Here is a 20,496-nt window from a genome sequence, read left to right as displayed (position 1 = left end):
TTTTCTGATAATTAGATATTATTTAGCCTCTTTCATTGAAGTCATAGCCTCGTCGATAAGATAATCTATAGCCTTTTCATTTTCCTGAACGACCTGTGACCAGCTCTTTGACTCCTGCGGATTCATTGTTCCTCTTATTGCAGTATCGCAAATAGAGTTAAGGTCGGCAGATACGCCCTGTTCAAAGTCAAATACAGGATTCTGTGCAGACAGATCATAGATAGTTTCTCTCATTTCAAGCATCTCATCTGTCCAGCCGTAATCGTCCTTGTACTGATCGAGGGTTATCTGATGTGCAGCCTCGTCAAGCTCTGCATAACGGCAGCATTCAAGGAAAGCTGCCACGCCCTCAGGATTTTGAGCGTTTTTTACAATGCTAAAGCCGTGTACTCTTGAAGGGATATACTGTTTATCGCTATCAGCTGAGCAAGGAACAGGAACGAACATTACCTCTCCCTTTGATACATCGCCATAGTTTACAGTTGTTGATGGAGCATTCTCAAGTGCCCAAAGTCCGATAGGATAGAAAAGCGTCAGACCTGTTGCCATTCCGCTGCCCTCTGCGTCGCCTCTGAGTTTCCAATTATTCTCGTGCTTTGGATAAACAACATTGTTCTTCTGCAGCTCATACATCATATTCTGAGCCTTTGCTATCATAGGGTCAGAAATATTATTTACAAGCTTGCCGTCTGTGATACCGATGAGCGGCACACCAGAAGACTGCTGCAAAGCCTTTTCATAATACCAGCCGTCAAGTGCGTATTTATCGCTTTCAGCGTCAGTAAAATCAAGACACATTTCTGTGAATGTATCCCAGTTCCACTTTCCCTCTTTGAAAAGCTCAGCAGGATCGTCATAGCCATTATCTTCCATTGTCTGCTTGTTGTATACAAAAACATATGCAGGGTCTGTTCTGATAACGCTCACATAATGCTTATCGCCAAGCATAAACTGATCTGTCGCACCCTTTATGTCTGTCCAAAGAGGCTTTGAAAGATCGATATAATCGTCGATAGGCTCTATCATTGACTTTATAGCACCCTTAGGGAAAACGTCCATATCATCAGCACCGATGAAATCAGGTGAATCATTTGACATTACAAGTGCCGCAAGATCGTCAAACTTAGTTTCCCAAGTGGTCTGCACCCAGTTTATCTTACCATTATACTTTGTCTTGAACAAAGCAAGGTCAGCACCTATCTCCTTGTCCTCTGCCTCAGTAGGGTTGATATCCCAATGTGAAAACCACTTTATTTCGTTGCTCTTGAGATCTCTCACATCTTTCATATCATCAGCAAGTCTTTGAACTATCTGCTGCTGATCTTCCTTTAGCTTTTTGTCAACTACCTTGCTTGATGAATCACTTGAACTTCCGCAAGATGCAAATGCGGAAAGCGAGCAAACCGCAAGGGCAAATGTCAAAACTCTTTTTGCATTATTCATAGCCATACCTCCAAATATTACTTTCTTCTCTTTGCAACGATCACTGCTGTGCCGGCAAGAGCGATAACAGCAAATGCTCCGCCAACAGCCGCACCAGTTTCTGCTGCCTTAGATGTATCGTCAGATGCTTTTGAAGATGTAGCCGCTGCTGCAGAAGTCTTGCCTGCATCTGCCTTAGATGAAGAAGCGTCTTTCTTTGACGTATCAGCCTTTGAGCTTGAAGCATCAGACTTTGAATCTGCCTTTGAAGCATCTGTTTTTGACTCTCCGCCCTCGGCAGATGCAACACCGAAATCAAGCGTCATTGAAAGTGTGCCGCCGTTGAAAGCGCCTTCCTTCTCCCAGCCTGCGACCTCAGGACAAGATTTCTTTGTTACCTCGCCTGTTTCATCATCGACCTCTTCAGTTGGTCTGATATGTATTCTTATTCCACCCTCTGGGTCCTCGTCCAATGAAGTGATAGAATTAAGCGAATCAAAAACCGTTGTTGTGCCGTCCTCGGCAACGAACTTTGCGTCAGATATCTTAACGTCCACAGGATAAACACCATCAGGAAGATTAGCCACCATAACGCCCATATCTCCAAGAGTTCCCTTGCCTGACATTGTCTTGTCGGTGACAACTTTGCTTATCTTATATTCAACAGTTATCTTGCCAGTATCATCAATGCCTACCCAGTCGCCCTGATTCCAGGTCCAGTCCTGACCCATATAAAAGCCCATTGCTCCGATAGAATAATATGAGTCATTCATTTTTGAGTCCTCCTCTGACGGGTGAACAACATCGCCAAGCTTTGCTGCCGAAACAGAAACTGACATCATTGTTGCTGCGAGAACCGCTGCTGAAAGACCTGCTACAAATTTTTTGATCTTCATAACCTTTTCCTCCTATTTTTCAATAAAATTTTTCGCTAAAAGCAATTTATTTTGTTGTTTCTGTATATATTATAACTATGTAATCGTTTTGTTTATATCAAAAATGTAACATAAATATCATAAAAGTGTTTAATATCGAATTTATGAAAGATTATAAATATATGAAAACAGACCCACTTGATATTCAAGCAGGTCTGTTTATTCGGAAGTTATTATAAGAAAGTGACTATGAATTAATATGTTTATATTATACGCTTTGTTTCAAAACTATTATATCAATATTCAATTATTTATATCAAATAATTATCGTAAATAGAATTTTATGAGCAAACATCAATTTATGAAACTAAGCATAAAAAAACAAGCTCGGCAAACGTGACCGAGCTTGTCCAAAAATGGAGTTATATTAAGCAATGATCTATTAAAGATACTTTACCAGTTCATCAAGAACGCTGTCAAGATGTCCGTCAATAAAGCTATAGTCAACACCCTTGTATGACCAAGCCGCTCTTCCGATAGAACATTTCTCAAAGGCACTGCTTATATCCTTGTACCAGTTAAGAGTATTTTCAGCAGATGCAAGATTTATAACACCGTATTCGCCACAATACATAGGAACATTTCTTTCCTCTGCGACCCTTACAGCCTCAGCAAATCTTCCCATAAAATAATCAGGCGTAAATTTCTCTGTCTTGACCTCCTCATATGTCTGCATATATTCAAGACCAAGACGCTTTATCTCAGTTCTGTATTTTGGGACGCTGCCAGGATAATCGATCCTGAAATCTCTCGGCATCTCATCTACCCAATAGGCAGCCTGATGAGTGAAAAGAAATGGGTCATAGCAATGGAAAGTATAAACTATATGCTCGTCATAAGGCTTATCAAGGTCTTTCATTGAATCAATAGAGTTGTTCCAGTAGCTGCCCACAATAATATTTATATCAGAGCTGTATTTTCTAATAAGCTTTATGGCATTTTCAACGATAGCATTCCACTTTTTGCTGAACTTAGGATCAGTTACCTCATTGAGAAGTTCAAAAGAGACCCTGTCAGAATATTTGCTGAAACGCTTTGCAAACTCTTCCCAAAGGTCATAGAATTTCTGCTGAAGCTCAGCGTTATCAAAGAATCCGCTTTCAGCCTGAGCCTTGTCAAAGAAAAAGCCCATTGTCTTATGGAGGTCAAGTATCATATTGATACCGTTATTTCCGCACCAATCGATACACTTCTGAACATAGTCGAAGCCGCTCTCTATAAAGCCGTTTTCGTCCTGAAAGATATTATAATCCACAGGCACTCTAACGTGGTCGCAGCCCCAGCCCTTTATACGCTTGATGTCCTCCTCTGTAATAAAATTATCAAGATGTTCCTTACTGTAATCGCATTGTGACAGCCAGCCTCCGATATCGATGCCGTGCATATAGCCATTAAATCTTCTCATATTTTAACCGTCCTTTCTGATTCTAGTTTTGTTTGCAACTATATCGTAGCACTATACGGCTGAAAATTATATCATAATTTTAATATTCGTGTAAAAATCGTAATGTTATTATGACATTTTAAATGTATTTTGATATCTATATGTCTTCTCTCCAATAGTTATATGTCCCGAGCTTCAAGTTTCGGGTCTTTTCGTGTGATCTATTACATGGTGAAGGCTATATCTCCGCACAAAAACTTGTCAACGACCGCAAAACACGTTATTTGCTTTTTTTCCTACATAAATTCCCCACCTCTGCAAATAATATTACTGCAATTTTGAAAAAACAACGGAGGTCATAAATATGAAAGCAACAGGAATTGTCCGCAGGATCGACGATCTCGGCAGAGTTGTCATACCTAAAGAAATAAGGCGCACCATGCGTATCCGTGAGGGCGACCCGTTACAGACAACGTTGAACTACGAACTGGAATGCTGTATGTGTCTGCTGAGAATTGCGGACAGGCTGTACATAAAATAAATTAAAAGCAAAAACTATAAACAGCTTGACATTTTGATAAGAATGTGTTATTTTAAATCTGTAACTTAAATTACGTTATAGATTTAAAAGGTGAGCATATGAGAGAATACCTAAAAAAAACGTTAAGACAAAACGTTAAAATAAAAGAGAATAATGACCTATACGACCGATTGCCGCTTGCTTTCAAAGGGAGATACGATCTATTTGATGTTGAAATCAACGGAATAGACTGGCTTGCAATTCAACCAAAAGGCGATGTTGGTCTTATTGCGCTCCGAAAGGACAGAGCTAAAGTTCAGAATATTTCAGGACTTAACTGTGCAATATTTCTTAAATCGACCACCCCTTATATCAAGGAAAAACTTGTCGAGGACGGCATCCCATTTGTACTGAAAGGCAAGCAGGTTTATTTGCCGTTTATAGGCTGCCTGCTGTCTAATTCAGGTGAACGTGATATTGCACCTGTTGATATTATTTCGTACTTGACGCAAAAGCTAATACTTATGGCAATCTATGAAAGGTGGAACAAGGTAACAGTATCAGAAGCTGCCACAAAGCTGGGCGTATCCAAAACGTCTGCGAGCAGGTGCTTTGATGAAATAGAATATCTGAATGTCAATATCCTTGATACAAAGGGCAAAGCAAGAGCTGTTACCGTTCCGTCTGATATAAAGCAGCTGTGGGAACAGCTTCAGCACATTCTTAGAAGCCCTGTTATTAGAAGATACGAGTTTCCGAATGATATATATTTAGACAAAAAGGCAGGAATCACTGCTCTGTGCGAGTATTCATTGCTCTCTGATAATGCTTACACTACCTATGCGGTGACAAAAAAAGAGTTATCTGACACAGGGGTAAAAAAGCTGAAGCAAGTTCGAAAAGGAGAAGCTATTGGCTGTGCAGTTCTTGAAGTGGGCTATTTCATTGACTATAACCATAAGCCGATACAAGACCCACTAAGCGCATCCCTGTCATTGACCGATGAAGAATTGCAGGACGAAAGAGTAATGAAATCTATAAACGAGATGTTGGAGGAATATGTGTGGTAAAAGGATTAGATACTTTCAGAAACTATTTTGCCGACTACGAAGAACAATATGTGCTTATAGGCGGTGCAGCCTGTGATATTATATTTGAAAGCAATGACGCAACTTTCAGAGCAACAAGGGATCTGGATATGGTTTTGATAGTCGAGGCTCTTACGCCTGAGTTTGGAGAAAGATTCTGGAAATTTATTCAGAACGGGAGATACCGAAATAAGACAACAAGTGTACAAAAGCCGCAGTTTTACAGATTTGATAAACCTGAAGATGATACCTATCCTAAAATGATAGAACTGTTTTGTAGGAATAATTTTGAACTTCGTAAAATGACAGGGATCACACCAATACACATAGATGATTCTGTTTCAAGTCTGTCAGCAATTCTGCTTGATGATGAGTATTATAAAGCTTTGCTGGAAGGAAAAGTTGTAAGAAACGGCCTGTCTGTTCTTCGCCCTGAATATATTATTCTGTTCAAGGCAAAGGCATATCTTGACTTGAAACAAATGAAAGAGAAAGGCGAAGCTGTTGATTCGAGCGATATAAAGAAGCACAAAAAGGACATTTTACGAATAACAGCTGAGCTAATGCTTGAAAGCGTATCTGAATTACCCGCAAAAGTTAAATTAGATATTGATACTTTTATTGACTTGTTGGGGCAAGACCCATTTGACAGCAATTCCTTGAAAAGCTATGGACTTAAAAATGATGATGTAGTAGAGGTATTACATAGGATCTTTGGATGATAAGCAGTGTTCTTAATTATTATGAAGTACAGCGGTTGTGTTTTTATGCTACAGCAAAAAAATTCAACTCCGTTTTGAAATTGGTGCGTTTTTATTATATTTTCTGCTTGCGTTTTTGAGATTGACGGATAGGTTGTGCATAAAGTAAAACGGAAACCGGACGGATAGTGCAGACACGCATTTTTTACCGTTTGTGAGCGAAGCTGGCTCTGCGAAAAAATCTCTGTAAATTAATCAACTGTGATAAAAACATTAGTTGGGAGTGGCATAAAATTTGCCACTCTAATTTTTTACAGTATACAATGGGTACTGTAATTTGTCAAGGTTCTTTTTGAAAATCAGCCTGATGGAGTGGAGCACAGCGCAATGGAATCAGGCTGATTTTCAGCGGCTCGCTCAGCCAAGCCTGTCGGGATACATGATTTCAAGCTCACCAAGAACTCTGCACCAGTTTCTCAGTGGCATAGTCCATTTTTTCGCTATTTTATGAGTTGCAAGATACAGAGCCTTCAACAGCGCCGTATCGCTCGGAAATACGCTTCTCTGTTTGTTCAGACGGCGGTATCCGCTGTTACGGCTCCTTTCATACCCGAAAGACCATCGGCACATATCACGAGGACGTCCTTTACGCCACGATTTTTTAGCTCGTTCAGAACGCCAAGCCAGTACTTTGCACTCTCGTTTTCACCGATATGTATGGACAATACCTGCTTATGTCCTGTAAGACTGACAGCAAGAACAACATACGCTGCAAGCTTTTTATCTGTCCGTTTTCTCGTACAGAAAGATGTACAGCATCAATAAATACAATGGGATAAACCTCATCAAGCGGACGTTTCTGCCAGTCCTCTATCTGCGGAAGGAGACGGTCTGTGATATCGGATACCATACCATCGCTGACCTCAAATCCGTAAATATCTTCGATGGTATCGCTTATCTGGCGTGTTGTCATGCCCTTTGCGTACAGCGATATTATCTTCTGTTCGATACCTGAAATATCCTTTTGACGCTTTTTTACGACCTTAGGCTCGAATGTTCCGTCTCGATCCTGTGGTACTTCGATCTCGGTTTCGCCTAAATTTCCACGTATCTTCTTTGTTTTCTTTCCATTACGGTAATTGGAGTTGTCCGAGCGTTCATATGAACTGTACCCTAAGTGTTCATCCAGCTCTGCCTCAAGCATTTCCTGTATAGTGCCGCCAAGAAGATCCTTCAGAGCATCTTCTATATCCCTTGCTGACCGGATATCATACTCCTTGAGCAGCATTCCGATGATGTTCTTTTTTCCTTCACTCATTGGTTCTCTTTTTCTTCTTCCCATAAAAAATCAGCCTCCTGTGTTATTTCTATTTTACCACAGTTGACTGACTTTTTACAGACTTTTTTTTCAGAGGGTCGAAAAGCAGCGACATTGCTGCCGCTGCTTTCCACCGTTTTATCTCGCAGCTTGCATAGGGTCGCTCCTCAGCGTTGCCCTATTTGGCTGCAAATATAGTATTGATTTTATTTTGGGTGTTATACGCATTTACACAGTTGTTTTTTCAGAACCGAAATAGGACCTAATGGATACGTCACTATATTGAAAATGTCTTTTAGTATACTATTTATTAATTTTACGAGTCATAATTTTTCTGCCCAAAACATCATACGTACATACTCACATACAGCATCGTCGTATTTTTTAGTTTCAATAAGATCTACGATATAAACGATTTTACTATAGATTTCATTGTAAATCTCATCTTTTCTATCTAATTTGTTGATCTTTTCTATAATTGCAGGTGCTGTTTCATAGTAAATTTTTATTAACCCATTTCCGAAAACAGACTGTTTCATATAATGATCTCTTAAAGATCTTAATGTTGTTAGCTCGTAGCAATCATCAGGTAAGCCTTTATGTTCGCAGCAAGCTGTTGTTAAAAAACATCCTCCGGTGCTTGATATGTTTCCCTCTTCCCAATGGCTACACGAGTCATCTGCATAGTAATAAGATTTATACCAACTGCAATAGCCTTTCTTATATTCCCCCTCATAAGTATAATACTTACAGGAACCGCATTTATTCATTTCTACATAATCCATAATTATCATTTCCCTATCTGAATTTTAATTTTCCGAAAATATCCCTTTTGAATCTGATCAAAAATTTTTTTGCATCTTCAAACCCAAGTTTATATGCTGAATCAAAAGAATCATAAGCCATTGAAATCTCATTTATATTTAAACAAAAGATACCGTGTTTATAACATAATAAGCCTTCTAAATAAAATGTGATTTCAGCAATCTGAGGATAAGCGTCAGTCATTTTAGAAAGCTTTGATAAAAGACCATCTAATTTATCCGTATGGTTTTCATTTATATATAGATCACTTAATGAATCAATAATTGAATAATATAATTGATTTTTATCTTCAGAATCACTATTACATTCACCAATAATATATAAATAATCAGTACACAATTCAAGACCTTCAATATTTTTCGCTTTATCAAAAAAAAGAAACATTGCTTTTAAAATAAAAAATGAACTTTCATAATTATTATTGGTTTTTAAATATTTTTTTGCTACTGATATACCTTTTGGGACATTTGTCCACGATTCATTTATAGAACCATAATATAAATTTAAAAATGCATATTTTGCACAACAATCCATATTATCCGACATTCCGAGCTCATAATAATAGCTTGCTAATTTATAATTTGGCTCAATATTTTTTTCATCTGAAAATAAATCACCAAGTATTTTATAATTTTTTGAACGTTCAAGATAAAATACAGCTTTATTAATATCCTTCGGAAAGTCTGGTGTACCTGCAATATATAACTGACCAATAAGCGTATCTGATAATGGACATCCGCCTAATGCCTCACTTTTCTTTAGATACTCCGGAATTTTTTCATCTCTATTCGGCAAGTTTTCATTTTTCAGATATAAAAAAGCTGCGGCTGAGTATCCGGTTGGATCATGCGTTTCTTCAGAAAATGCACAATAATAATCTTCTGCTTTTTTTAGATCAACAGTTGTTCCAAGTCCTTCTTCATATATATTCCCCAAAATAAATCCCGATCCTGCACCTTCATATTCGTAAGCTATTTCAAGGAGCTGTCTTGCTTTCTCATAGTTTTGAGGTGCACCATTTTTTCCGTGACGAAAAAATACTCCTAATATCCATACAGCGTTCGGGTTGTGCTGATAATATGCTTCACGAACATATTCATAAGGCATTTGAGACAATTCTTGTTTTGTGCAATTCCTTAAGTCCATATATTACCGACCTCCTTTATATTTTTCAACCCGTATCAATCAAAATTTATTTCTTTCGGCATTTGATTTTAAATCATCAATAGTACAGCCATTACATTGCTCAATAGTTATTTCGTAAAAATTGTAATATGAATATTCATTCTCAGAAAATTCAAGTGCATCTCCTTTATAAATTTCCTCTGACGTTAATTTACCATTAGACAAGGAATACTTTGTAAGAAAGGTTATTATTCCACTGGGTGTATTTGCATTAACATCACAACCATGAGAATAATAATTTACAAGGCAATTGAGCGTTTTTGAATAATACAGATCATCCCAGCCAGTATCACTATCACCTGTAGATACTACCGATCCATCATCAGGGTCATATTCATATACATGAAACCTTGAGGCTGCTGCTATATCATATATGTAAATCAATTCATCTGTACCATCTCTATTTATGTCAAATAAAGCGTAAGCGGGTTCTACGGAAGATTGTTGATTTAATTCCGATAATTTGTCAAGATATGCACTGTATATATCTTTAACATCAGTGTTCTTACCATCGTCGGGATTTTTATTTTTTTCTATGTTATCGGTGTCCTTTTTATCAGAACTGTCTTTAGGAATACTATCGATCATATCTTTAAGCGGAGGCCTAATGCTTTTATCTTCGGTATATTTAAAAGCATAATAAGATTCAGTCAATGCCTTTTTACGTTCTTCCTGAGTCATTTTTAGATAATCCAGCTTTTTTATAGTTTTAACTGACGCTTTTAAAGGAGTTTTATCTGCAAAATAATTGTTATATGTATTAATGACTTCACTTGATGTAGTTTCATCATTTCCTACTTTAAATGAAGAATACTTTTTATTTTCACCGTCATAATTAAAGTATATCTTCTCGGTACACCTTACTTTTTTATCGTTCTCTCCTAAAACAACTTCATTTAAGGTATATGCGCCTGCATCTTCAGGAAGATCTGTACCTGTGTATGCATAAAATTGTCCGTCTGCCAATATTATTTTTCCGTTTGAATCTTTATATGGAGTAAAGGTAAACGCATCATGTCCATAATCACTTCTGTTACTACTCCATACGGTATAGAGATCTTCTCCCGTTGCAATAATTCCATTATCTTTTTCATAAACAGTGAAGCATTTTTGCTCCTCCTGTCCGATCATAAGTCCATATCCGCCAATAATAAGTTCAGGTTCCCCATCTCCGGTTAGATCCTGGAACCACATTTCATCCTTTTCAGCATAATTATGACCAATATAACCTTTATACATTTCATATGAATCAAGCCAACCGGTACCGCTGTCCATAGGTTCATGTTCTTCCGACCAGCTTAATATTTCTTCAACGAATTCCGGCGTTTGTTGAGATGTGTTTTCATTTACTTCAACAAGCTTATTTTGACCTCCTATTGCAATTTTGGGAGTAGCAACTTCTGGCTTGATCTCATTATCGGTTAGATACATATCAGCCCATTCTATATCACTTTCACCCCAGATATCTGTTGCAAAATCAAGGGCTTCGTCTATGCTGTCTCCGCACATTAAGCTATAAACAAATGCGTCCTGAATATAGTAATTGTAATATGTATATACTGTTTCTGTATTTGCAATTACACTTAATGCTCCTGCGTCTTTGAATGCATTCACAAGCTTATCGTTTATGTATGCTTTACAGGAACCTAAAAATACTATTGATCCTTCAAGCTCGTTATTTTTATAGTGAGATGTAAAATAGGACGGCATAATACAGTAATAAGTATTTCCGGAGCTATCGTCATCATATGTCACTTGAATAATATTACCGTTAATTATATCATCAAAATATTCTCCGATATTTTGTTCAGTCACAACTTCCTTTGTACATATAATAGGAGTATCATTATAAAGTGTACCATGCTCTTCAATATCAATAAAATCATATCCAGCCAATTCCTCTGCAAAATCTGCAACAGTACAATCTGTGTCGATATCTGTTAAAAGCTTTTCGCTTGTCCACACATCTGAACGCTGATTTAACAATTCAAGCATATCATCGTATCCAAGACCATACATTACTTTTGCTTTCATATCAGTTTTGCTGTATGAATATTTTTCCGAATCAAAGGCTACTTTATTATCGATTGCTTTGATTTGACCGTTTTGATCTATATCGGCATAGTTTTTTGCTATTCCATTAACACTCTCGTCAAAAGGTTCCAGCATTACTCCGCCCAAAGAGCCATCGTTATAGACATATTCATAAATCATAGTATCTTCACTGTAGTCAATGTCGCTGATCATTGATTCCTCGACCATACAGTTTAATGCATTTTCGATTTTTTCTTTTTTGTCGTTCTCTGATCCATTCTTATAATCAGGATCGGATATTATATCTCTCAAAGTAGAGTTTACCTTTTCATAGCTTTCATAAGCGGTTTGGACTTGTTGAACAGTAGGTTTATTTGAGGATAGATATTTATATGCAAAAAAAGCTCCTATTCCCAGAACTGCAACAGAAAAAACACAAGCAGCTATTTTCCCAACACGATTTTTCTTCCGGGAAGAATTTATTTTAGACCTATTTTCCATGCAATTGTGGCATAATTTTCCTGGGTTAGAGCTGTGAATGGTAAATCCGGTGCCGCATTTGCTGCATTTCCTCATAACAATGGGATCGTAGTTGGGATCGTAGGGTATATTAATTTTAAATTTATATCCGCATATATTACAGCTTCTCGCATCTTCATTTAGCAGCTTCCCACATTTAGGGCATCTTTTATTCATTGTATGTCACTTCCTATGAATTACTTTGAAATTGTGGCTTTGTTGAGTATTTTTCCTTTTTTCCGTATATACTTCTATCGTTTTTGTCTTATAATCAATTTTTATAATATATTGCTCATCATTTTTTAATGTCAGAAGCGATCTCGTTCCGTCTTCGGGTTTGTCAAATGCCGTATAAACGAATTTTGCGCTTCCTTTCGGAATTTGACATGATAAAAAGGAATCTTCCGGCGGATAACAGTATGCTATAAAGGTACCATTTTTATTAAAAAAATAACCATTCATAATACATAAACTATCTCACTCCTGTATTAATCATCTATAATCAACGCCTTAATATGTATTAAATTACTTCAACTTCCTTTTCTGCTACAACATCATCACCATAAATATAAGAAATCGTTAACTTGCCTGTAGACTTTATTTCAAACTGTTCATCACCAAATGTTATAATATCTTCGTTACTTGAAACAAATTCACAGTCTTTCCACGCTATATCTATCGGGATTTTTTTTAAAACTTCACCATTTGATTTTTTTATAAATAGATTTCCTGAACATGGAGCTGCATAGAAAAGGCTTACGGTCGCATGACCGTTTTCTTTATCATAAAAGTCAATACCATTTTTAGAAAATGGATCTACATAAGCTTTATCGCAATCCGTTTCTGCGATAAGGTCATAAACCGTTGCGTCCGAATCAAAAGATATATCGATATCATAAATATTAACACTAAAACTGAGGGTAGGTGCAGGTATTGTAGACGACTCATACGAAGAGATAGTTTCGGGAACATCCCAAATTACCTCCTCGTCAAAGTCTATCTCAGCGTAAGCCGATATTTCATCAACATTAGTTTCTATATTTTCAATTGATATTTCTTGTTTATTTTCTGACAATTCATTTTTATCTATAGTTGACATCGGAGTAAAAATCGAATTTGTTTTATACAAACTGCTGTCGATAGTATCATCGTAATAATTATATGTATCAGTAACATTTTCAGCATAATTTGGGGAGGATTCATCTGAATAAATACCAATCAAAGCAAGTATTAAAAAAAATGATATTATGAGAATCGTAGCTATCAATGCTCTTGTCGCTTTCTTGTCTTCGTTGTGAGTTTTTGTATTTATTTCATCTTTTGATGCTTTTTCTTTATTTTGCTTCCTGCGAAATTCCTCCCATCCGTCGTCAATTTTCAAATCTCCCGGATTTGGCTTTGATTTATTTCTTATTTCCATGTCAAGCTTACACCAAGGACAACTGCTTAGTCCTATAAAGTATTCATGCTTTGGATTGTCGGTACATTTGCACAATCTCTGACTTAAAGAATCAAGTGCGTAAAACCATTCGTCTGCTCTCGGTCTGGCGCTCTTGCTTTGTTGACCTTCAATAAATGCTCTTTCAAATAGCTTTTGAATATCTCTCGGAAGAATACCTATATTAGGTGAATAGCGCGTTTTTGCTATTTTCCCATTAATATTACTTTTTGTAAAATAAGGACAATATCCATTTTGTATGTTCTTTACAGGTTGGAAATTACTCATAGATTCTTTGGTGGTAACAACGCATGAAAAAGGATGAACGCCGTTCATTAAAAGCCTGAAAATAATAACTGCAAGAGCAAAATTGTCTGTGCTTTCGTTAAACATATTCCGTGCATTATTTTCATCAAAAGTTTTACCCTGAAGCTCAGGAGGAATAAACTCCGGAGTAACTACAGTACATGGAAAAATTTCTCCTGATTTACTTTTGATATGATATGAATCCGTATCTACAAGCATAACTCGACCAGTGTTCACATCTAACATGAAATTATTTGGGTTCAGATCTCCGATTATATGTCCGCTGTCGTGAACATTATTCACGGCGGCAGCAATATTTTCTGCCACTTTTACATATTGTGACCACAAATATTTTTTTCTGTTATCATAAACGTAAAAATCTATCAAGCTGCTTAACCCTGACACTTTTTGCATTACATATCCGCAAAAATTGTTATCCTGATACAGAATGGCGTGAGGCCATGCACATTCAGACAAGTCATTTGAATCTGTTTCAAGCATAGCCAGAAGTTTATTTTTCCTGTTTTCGGTACGATTCTTTTCATGATAGATCTTTGCAACCAAATCGGGCATACCTTCTATATTATAAATGCTGCCCTCGCCGCCGGAAGTAATGCTTTCTTCAAATAATACATATTTTTGTCCGCTATTCAAATCGTAATAAATTCTTCTATCATTATTAGAAGCCACTGCTGGAACCCCCCGTTATATTACTATAGTGCTCATCAACAGCTTCTGAATTAATATAAGTAAAATGAGTCGATGTTCCCACCTCTTGGAGAGCTTGTTTCATTCTTGGTAAAGCATCTTTTATAGCTTTATCTTTAGCTTTATCATTTTCAGAATTTGACGCCATACTATCGCTTTGTGTAGAATCATCTGCATGATCAGAAGTATCATCATCCGCAATAGCGCTTTCCTGCGTATGTTTGCCGTTGTAAGCGCTATCCTTACTTATACTGGAAGATTCCATACTCTTTTTCGATGTATCCTGAACGTTACCTTTGTTTAAAAAAACAATACAGATAGAACAAATAATAATAAGCACTAATATCACTATCAGCTGTATCAAAACGATTTTCCTTAGTTGGCGGTTGATTCTATACGAATTTTGTAATCTTTTCTTTAACTTTCTGGATTCATCATTAATTACTACGCTTTCACCAGTAGGAGTTACTTTGATTATATTTGTAGGCTTTTTTATATCAATAGGAGTAGGTCTGCGGCCTTCACGGAGTTTGCGTTTCATGTTTTCGTTTAACTTATCCCAATCAGGTTCCTTGTAATATTCCTCGTCTTTTAAATCTGCTAAAATATCAGTGTTTATCAATCCTACGATAGTTTTATCATCTGTTACATTAGGCAAGCCGTTTCCCGAAACAAATTTAGATATGCTTTTTTGCAGATTTTCAAAATCAGTTTTGTTATTTGCCCTAAGAATATTTCTGTCCATAAATCGGCGGATAAATGGAATATTTATTTTTTGAGCTTCATTTGCAAGCAGAGGATGACACACAATATCAAATATGCCGTCTGTCATAAGCGTTAATGCACAGACCTCGTCGGGATATTTTCCAAAGGACCAATTGTCGGGACCGCCCAAGAGCGGATATGTTTCATTGAATGCTTCTCCCTTTTTTACTTCTGTTGCACAATCATAATTACCGCTCGGCGTTAAAACGATAATACCGCCGTCACCGCATTGACCGTAATATAAGTTTTTACCATTATAAATCGCAGCAGTGAGGGTTGTATTATATTCCGAAAAATCTATTTTCATGTCTTCGGCAGTATTCATTACGTTGTTATATGCTTCTTGATATGCCTGTGATATAAGATCAATGTAAAACTTATCGCTTTTTTTGGTTTTAATATGCAAATTTATGTAAGCCAAGAATGAATTCACAGCCACTTTTGCACCTATATCCGATTTACTTGCACTGCCTAAACCGTCGGCAATTACAGCTATTGTATATCCGTTGTCAAGCTTTAGCACATCAGAATAATCCTGACATACACCGTCAGGATTTTCTAAATGTGCTGTTCCTATTGCCGAAATTTTAAAATATCCAATCATTCTTACAAACTTACTCCTTTATCAGCAGAGTGTATCTTCCGATCTATTTCATATCTTTAAAAATTTCCGCAGGCTCAATCAAGCGGAACCTTAAACATTGTATCAGGTGCAGGAATATTTAACGAACCGGATTCCTCAGTACTGTTTCTCAAAGCATCCAGACTGGATGAAACAAATTTAAACAGCCCAGTGAAATCACAATTTTTTAATCCGTATATATTATTTGGATCAAATATTTGTTTCATAATATCGGCTCTAAAACCGTCCACGCCAACACAGTATGCAATCGCCTTTCCGTTATTCTCCATCCACTTTAATCTCTCAGCTGACTCACGGTAATCATCATTTGGACCACCATCAGTTACGCAAAAGATCCAAGGTCTGAAATAAGGTGTTCCTGCGTAGTTGTATTTATTTTTTTGCATCGTGACCATATCCATTGCAGTTTCCAGGGCTTTGCCCATAGCAGTATTTCCATATGCTTTTAGTTCAGGTAATTCCATTTCTTCTACCGGAGCAAAATCCTGAATTACCTTGACATCACTGTCGAACGTAACAACAGCCACATCAATACAAGCCTTTGCATGGGTATCAAGACTTGATAGGGTCTGCTGCTTGAATACTCTGAGTCCCTCGTTAAGCTGTTTTATTGCTTCATTGCTGTTCATTGAACTTGACGTATCCAATAGAAAAACACAGGCAACGTGTTTTTCCGTAACGTATTTTACCGGTTCGTCATTGAAATCTCTTTGGTTTAATTTTGGCATAATAAGTCCTCCTAAATTTGTTATATATAATTAGAATATTTACTGGTTTGATTTTATAATCATACCTACATCATTAACTGAGAGAGGCACATCAATTACCAAATCAGTAATAATACATCCGTACATTTGAAATACTATCCCACCATATTCTGTATTGTCATCGTTTATAGTAGCGTTGTTTTTTAGATAAGATATGGCTTTTGCAGAAAGATTGAAAGAAACTGTCTCAGGCTTAAAGTCAAATAAACAGAAAAAACCGTCTGATTGTATAAATGTTCTTGTATTTTCAATAATGTCATTACTGATCTCATTTGGAAAAGTATATGATTCATTATTAATGCTGACTGCATCTGCTGCCGTAGGTACACCGGTTATGTAATTCCCGTCAAGCTTATAAAGAGCATTCCAATCTACAGCATCTTTGGGTGCAAATACATAATAATCAGTATTAAGATATTTTAAAGTAACAGTTATTGAACAACCTGTTTCTTCGAAATCAGAAAAGTATTTGTTATCGATATACTCTACTTCGTTTCCGTCAGTATCATAAAAATTTGCAGCTGACCAGTCGTCATAATTATCGATTCCAATGAATTCAATCGATTCATAGGTTTTATTATTTGAGTCTGTTTTTTCAGACTCTATTTCAACGTTTGTATTAGAATCTGTTATTGATTTGGCTGATTTGCTTTTAATAGCATTATCAGTAACACCAGATCCAATCTCTGTTTTTGATAAATCGTCATCCGTGACAATATTTTCTTGTTTATTATGTATTTTAATAATAACTGTTATCAAAACTATAGCAGTTAATACAGTTATAATAGAGGATAGTGATATTATAATATTTTTTTTCACTTGTTTAGACTTTATTGCAGAACTGTTTTCGGTTGGGGTATTTAAATACGCTTTCTGGCAAGATGATTCCGCAGATACTTTGTATCCGCAAAATTTGCAAAAAGTTGAGTTATCATCTATTTTATTGCCGCATTCTTTACAAATCATAGTTATAACCTCTTAAAAACATACGTTCTATCTGTATTTATTTTCCTCAAAATCAATTTGTTGGAGGAAAGTTTTTCAATTACATACCTTTTAGAATGTCCAAGTAACTTACTTACTCTATAATCATCATCATATATTTCAAGAGTATCACCATCGATTGAGTAGTAGCCTTCCTCGGAATAAGCACCGGAAATGAGTAACCTTCCATTGGTAAATTCCCAAGTCACTTGATCTTCTTTATCTACCAATTCGGTACCATCAGAATAAAGCAACCATTTTCCTTGAATCTTACTCTCGTTGCTCTCAAATATCCTGAATAAAATAAAAGCAATTATAACAATAAACAACATTAATATAATAGCAATAAGTATATTACGTTTTTTATTAGTTTTCATTATTGCTGCAAATCCTCCATCTTGAGGGTTGAAGTTATTTAAAACACATCCGCAATGTAGACAGAATTCCGCATTAGGTGCAACGGCATTACCGCATTTAGGACAATAACTCACCTGAGGGGCAGGAGCAGGCTGCGGCTGAGGGCGTGGCTGTGGTTGAGGGCGTGGCTGCTTTCCCGTAGGTTCTCCGCAAACGGGACAAATAACTGTGTTGTCTGATAATTTCTTTCCGCATTTTTTGCAAAACATAGCTGGTCACTTCCTAAAAATTATTTTGCATGGTTGAATACATTCTTTGAGAAATAATCTGATTTATCATCTCTTCAATGTTTTCACATTTTGTTTTTTCCATAATGTAAAATGGAATTTCTTCTACGTTTCCCGATGTCTTTTCTATGACAAGCATTGTTGTAAAAGAATCTATAATATACAATGCTGCCAGTAATAACAATATAATTCCCCATGCAGGAGATCCACCTAAGCATATAATGGCAGCAATTAAAGCAACAAGTCCGCAAATAAAGGATTTTGGATTCAATGAGAAATTTGAATTGACTGATGAAATTTGATTAATAGGAATACTTTTTCGTTTAGTGCCAAATGGTATGAATAAAATCGCATTCGGAAGTTTGGTTTTAATAAAATTCTGTTCCATTCTAATCTCACCTTTCATATAGAATAATAAGAGTGAGATCATAAATGTTATTACTTTCGGGTTTTGCCCGGTTAGTTGACCTGCTTGGCAATTGCTGCATAGAGTCTGCCCATAAGGCAAAGCAGCACCGCATTTACGGCAATAACTCACCTGAGTGGCAGGATCCGGATGAATGGGTGGCTGTGGTGGAGTGTAAGGCGGCATCATTCCCGTAGGTTTTGGTGGAGTGTAAGGCGGCGGCATCATTCCCGTAGGTTTTGGTTGAGGGAAAGGCGTCGGCTGCATTCCCGTAGGTTCTCCGCAAACGGGACAAATAACTGTGTTGTCTGATAATTTCTTTCCGCATTTTTTGCAAAACATAATAAAGCTCCTTCACTTGAATAAATCTAAGTGTCTATACCTATCTTATAATATACCACTAAAAGATAAAAATGTCAATCCACGGATTGACTAAAACTGACAAAACTAATTATATATTTTGTACAAATTCAATGATAGCTTTCTGTCAATCTATATAATTGACGGTAAAATATCAAGGATTTCGAGATGTTTATAACTCTTTTTTCTTCTATTTCTGGTCAAAAATCTCGTCAAAACGGGTGTATACTTAAAGTACATATTTTAAGGAGGTATCGCTATGTCAAGACGAGGAGAAAACATATTCAAACGCAAGGACGGTCGCTGGGAGGGCAGGTATATTTCAAGTTACATGGAAAACGGTAGAGCAAAGTATTCGTCTGTTTACGCTTACAGCTATGTGGAATGTTCGCAGAAGCTACAGCTTGCTAAAGTTGATTTGTTGCCAAAAAACAACCCGATAACTGTGAACGAGTTGTTTGCGGTCTGGCTTGCAAGCCGTAAAAATAGTATTAAATCATCAACCTATGTCAGTTATCGCACCATGTATCAGAATTACATCGCTGCACCGCTTGGAGATATGCGTGTTGACAGAGTGACTTCATTTATGATCAATCGCTATGTGTCCGAACTGTTGGAATGCGGCAGAGATGACGGAAAAGGACTTTCATCAAGGAGCGTGCAGGCAATTCTAATCATGATGAAATCTGTATTTGCTTACGGAGAAATTGAATACAAGCTTGATGACCCTGCTAAAAATGTATCGCTGCCAAAATCGGAGCATAAGGAAATTGAGGTTTTTACAAGCATTGAAATAGAGAAAATTCGTAAGAATGCTTTATGTGATGATTGCCAAATTCTCGGTATTCTGCTTTGCCTTTATACTGGTCTGAGAATAGGTGAGATATGCGCTTTGAAGTGGCAGGATATTGACCTTGTAAATCAGGTGATTCGTGTACGGAAAACGCTCCAGAGAATTAAAAACCCTAATGCAATAACACCTAAAACAGTTGTGCTAATCGATGAGCCAAAAAGCGCTAAGTCTATCCGTGATATTCCTATTCCGACTTTTATGCTGTCGCAGATTGCTAAAATCAAACGAAATGTCAATCCTGACTGCTGCTTCCTGACACAATCAGTTCAACATACCGAACCGAGGACTTATCAGTACAGGTACAAAACTTTTCTGAAACACATTGGTGTAACGTATAGGAATTTTCATGTTCTGCGGCATACCTTTGCTACGGAATGCATTCGGCTTGGGATTGATGTTAAAACTGTCAGCGAACTTTTAGGTCATGCAAGTGTGAAAATTACACTTGAGAGGTATGTACATTCCAATATGGATATGAAACGTAAGCAGCTTGAAAAATTATATGCCTGCGTTTAGCTTTTTTATTTTATTTCTGGTCAGAATTGTGGTCGGAAAGCTCCGCAAAGCCTTGATTTATCGGGGATTGCGGGGCTCTTTTTCTTATAGTGGTATATTATAAGATAGGTATAGACACTTAGATTTATTCAAGTGAAGGAGCTTTATTATGTTTTGCAAAAAATGCGGAAAGAAA

Annotated in this window: 15 protein-coding genes and 2 pseudogenes; 4 read left to right on the top strand and 13 right to left on the bottom strand. The window is 36.7% G+C overall.

Annotated elements, in window-relative coordinates:
- Positions 1 to 18: 18 nt before the first annotated feature.
- The 3 genes from OCV57_RS11910 to OCV57_RS11900 form a co-directional block, all read right to left on the bottom strand.
- Positions 19 to 1,443 carry an ABC transporter substrate-binding protein gene (locus tag OCV57_RS11910; RefSeq protein WP_022288049.1) on the bottom strand — a complete coding sequence of 475 codons (1,425 nt, stop codon included), beginning with the start codon at positions 1,441 to 1,443 and terminating at the stop codon, positions 19 to 21.
- Between the two features lie 17 nt (positions 1,444 to 1,460).
- Positions 1,461 to 2,318 (bottom strand): hypothetical protein, encoded by an 858-nt coding sequence (locus OCV57_RS11905; protein WP_267301724.1) that lies wholly within the window; start codon positions 2,316 to 2,318, stop codon positions 1,461 to 1,463.
- A 421-nt stretch (positions 2,319 to 2,739) separates the two neighbouring features.
- On the bottom strand, positions 2,740 to 3,762 hold the full coding sequence (locus tag OCV57_RS11900; RefSeq protein WP_267301722.1) for a glycoside hydrolase family 5 protein: 1,023 nt from the start codon (positions 3,760 to 3,762) through the stop codon (positions 2,740 to 2,742).
- A 343-nt stretch (positions 3,763 to 4,105) separates the two neighbouring features.
- Between OCV57_RS11900 and OCV57_RS11895 the strand changes: the two are divergent.
- The 3 genes and pseudogenes from OCV57_RS11895 to OCV57_RS11885 all read left to right on the top strand — a co-directional run.
- Positions 4,106 to 4,234, top strand: a pseudogene (locus tag OCV57_RS11895) (AbrB/MazE/SpoVT family DNA-binding domain-containing protein); the annotation flags it as partial.
- Between the two features lie 146 nt (positions 4,235 to 4,380).
- The gene (locus OCV57_RS11890) at positions 4,381 to 5,331 is read left to right on the top strand and encodes a MarR family transcriptional regulator (protein ID WP_117893587.1); all 951 of its coding nucleotides are present in this window, start codon (positions 4,381 to 4,383) and stop codon (positions 5,329 to 5,331) included.
- Positions 5,325 to 6,071, top strand: coding sequence for a hypothetical protein (locus OCV57_RS11885; protein WP_195388591.1), 747 nt, complete (start codon positions 5,325 to 5,327; stop codon positions 6,069 to 6,071). The genes OCV57_RS11890 and OCV57_RS11885 overlap by 7 nt, the downstream gene beginning before the upstream one ends.
- 396 nt (positions 6,072 to 6,467) lie before the next feature.
- Here the strand turns inward: OCV57_RS11885 and OCV57_RS11880 are convergent.
- The 10 genes and pseudogenes from OCV57_RS11880 to OCV57_RS11835 form a co-directional block, all read right to left on the bottom strand.
- A pseudogene (locus OCV57_RS11880) lies at positions 6,468 to 7,368 on the bottom strand (IS256 family transposase).
- 323 nt (positions 7,369 to 7,691) lie between these two features.
- Positions 7,692 to 8,153: a CFI-box-CTERM domain-containing protein gene (locus tag OCV57_RS11875; RefSeq protein WP_147337891.1), complete on the bottom strand. Its 462-nt coding sequence runs from the start codon at positions 8,151 to 8,153 to the stop codon at positions 7,692 to 7,694.
- A gap of 13 nt (positions 8,154 to 8,166) precedes the next feature.
- Positions 8,167 to 9,339 carry a tetratricopeptide repeat protein gene (locus tag OCV57_RS11870; protein WP_117864413.1) on the bottom strand — a complete coding sequence of 391 codons (1,173 nt, stop codon included), beginning with the start codon at positions 9,337 to 9,339 and terminating at the stop codon, positions 8,167 to 8,169.
- A gap of 39 nt (positions 9,340 to 9,378) precedes the next feature.
- Positions 9,379 to 12,108: a zinc ribbon domain-containing protein gene (locus OCV57_RS11865; protein ID WP_267301720.1), complete on the bottom strand. Its 2,730-nt coding sequence runs from the start codon at positions 12,106 to 12,108 to the stop codon at positions 9,379 to 9,381.
- A gap of 343 nt (positions 12,109 to 12,451) precedes the next feature.
- The gene (locus tag OCV57_RS11860; RefSeq protein ID WP_041337450.1) at positions 12,452 to 14,365 is read right to left on the bottom strand and encodes a protein kinase domain-containing protein; all 1,914 of its coding nucleotides are present in this window, start codon (positions 14,363 to 14,365) and stop codon (positions 12,452 to 12,454) included.
- Positions 14,355 to 15,752, bottom strand: coding sequence for a protein phosphatase 2C domain-containing protein (locus OCV57_RS11855; protein WP_267301719.1), 1,398 nt, complete (start codon positions 15,750 to 15,752; stop codon positions 14,355 to 14,357). The genes OCV57_RS11860 and OCV57_RS11855 overlap by 11 nt, the downstream gene beginning before the upstream one ends.
- A 74-nt stretch (positions 15,753 to 15,826) precedes the next feature.
- A complete protein-coding gene (locus OCV57_RS11850) occupies positions 15,827 to 16,519 on the bottom strand; it encodes a vWA domain-containing protein (RefSeq protein WP_041337448.1) in 693 nt (230 codons plus the stop codon).
- Positions 16,520 to 16,558: 39 nt separating this feature from the next.
- A complete protein-coding gene (locus tag OCV57_RS11845) occupies positions 16,559 to 17,524 on the bottom strand; it encodes a zinc ribbon domain-containing protein (RefSeq protein WP_041337447.1) in 966 nt (321 codons plus the stop codon).
- A 2-nt stretch (positions 17,525 to 17,526) separates the two neighbouring features.
- The gene (locus OCV57_RS11840) at positions 17,527 to 18,168 is read right to left on the bottom strand and encodes a zinc-ribbon domain-containing protein (RefSeq protein ID WP_041337446.1); all 642 of its coding nucleotides are present in this window, start codon (positions 18,166 to 18,168) and stop codon (positions 17,527 to 17,529) included.
- A 13-nt stretch (positions 18,169 to 18,181) separates the two neighbouring features.
- The gene (locus OCV57_RS11835) at positions 18,182 to 18,934 is read right to left on the bottom strand and encodes a zinc-ribbon domain-containing protein (RefSeq protein WP_041337444.1); all 753 of its coding nucleotides are present in this window, start codon (positions 18,932 to 18,934) and stop codon (positions 18,182 to 18,184) included.
- 277 nt (positions 18,935 to 19,211) lie between these two features.
- Between OCV57_RS11835 and OCV57_RS11830 the strand changes: the two genes are divergently transcribed.
- Positions 19,212 to 20,321, top strand: coding sequence for a tyrosine-type recombinase/integrase (locus OCV57_RS11830; RefSeq protein ID WP_267301716.1), 1,110 nt, complete (start codon positions 19,212 to 19,214; stop codon positions 20,319 to 20,321).
- Positions 20,322 to 20,496: the final 175 nt, after the last annotated feature.

The organism is Hominimerdicola aceti (assembly GCF_025567495.1).
GTDB classification, from domain to species: domain Bacteria; phylum Bacillota; class Clostridia; order Oscillospirales; family Ruminococcaceae; genus Hominimerdicola; species Hominimerdicola aceti.
Note: the sequence above shows the minus strand (reverse complement) of the source record. Positions and strands in the feature narration are given on the sequence as shown.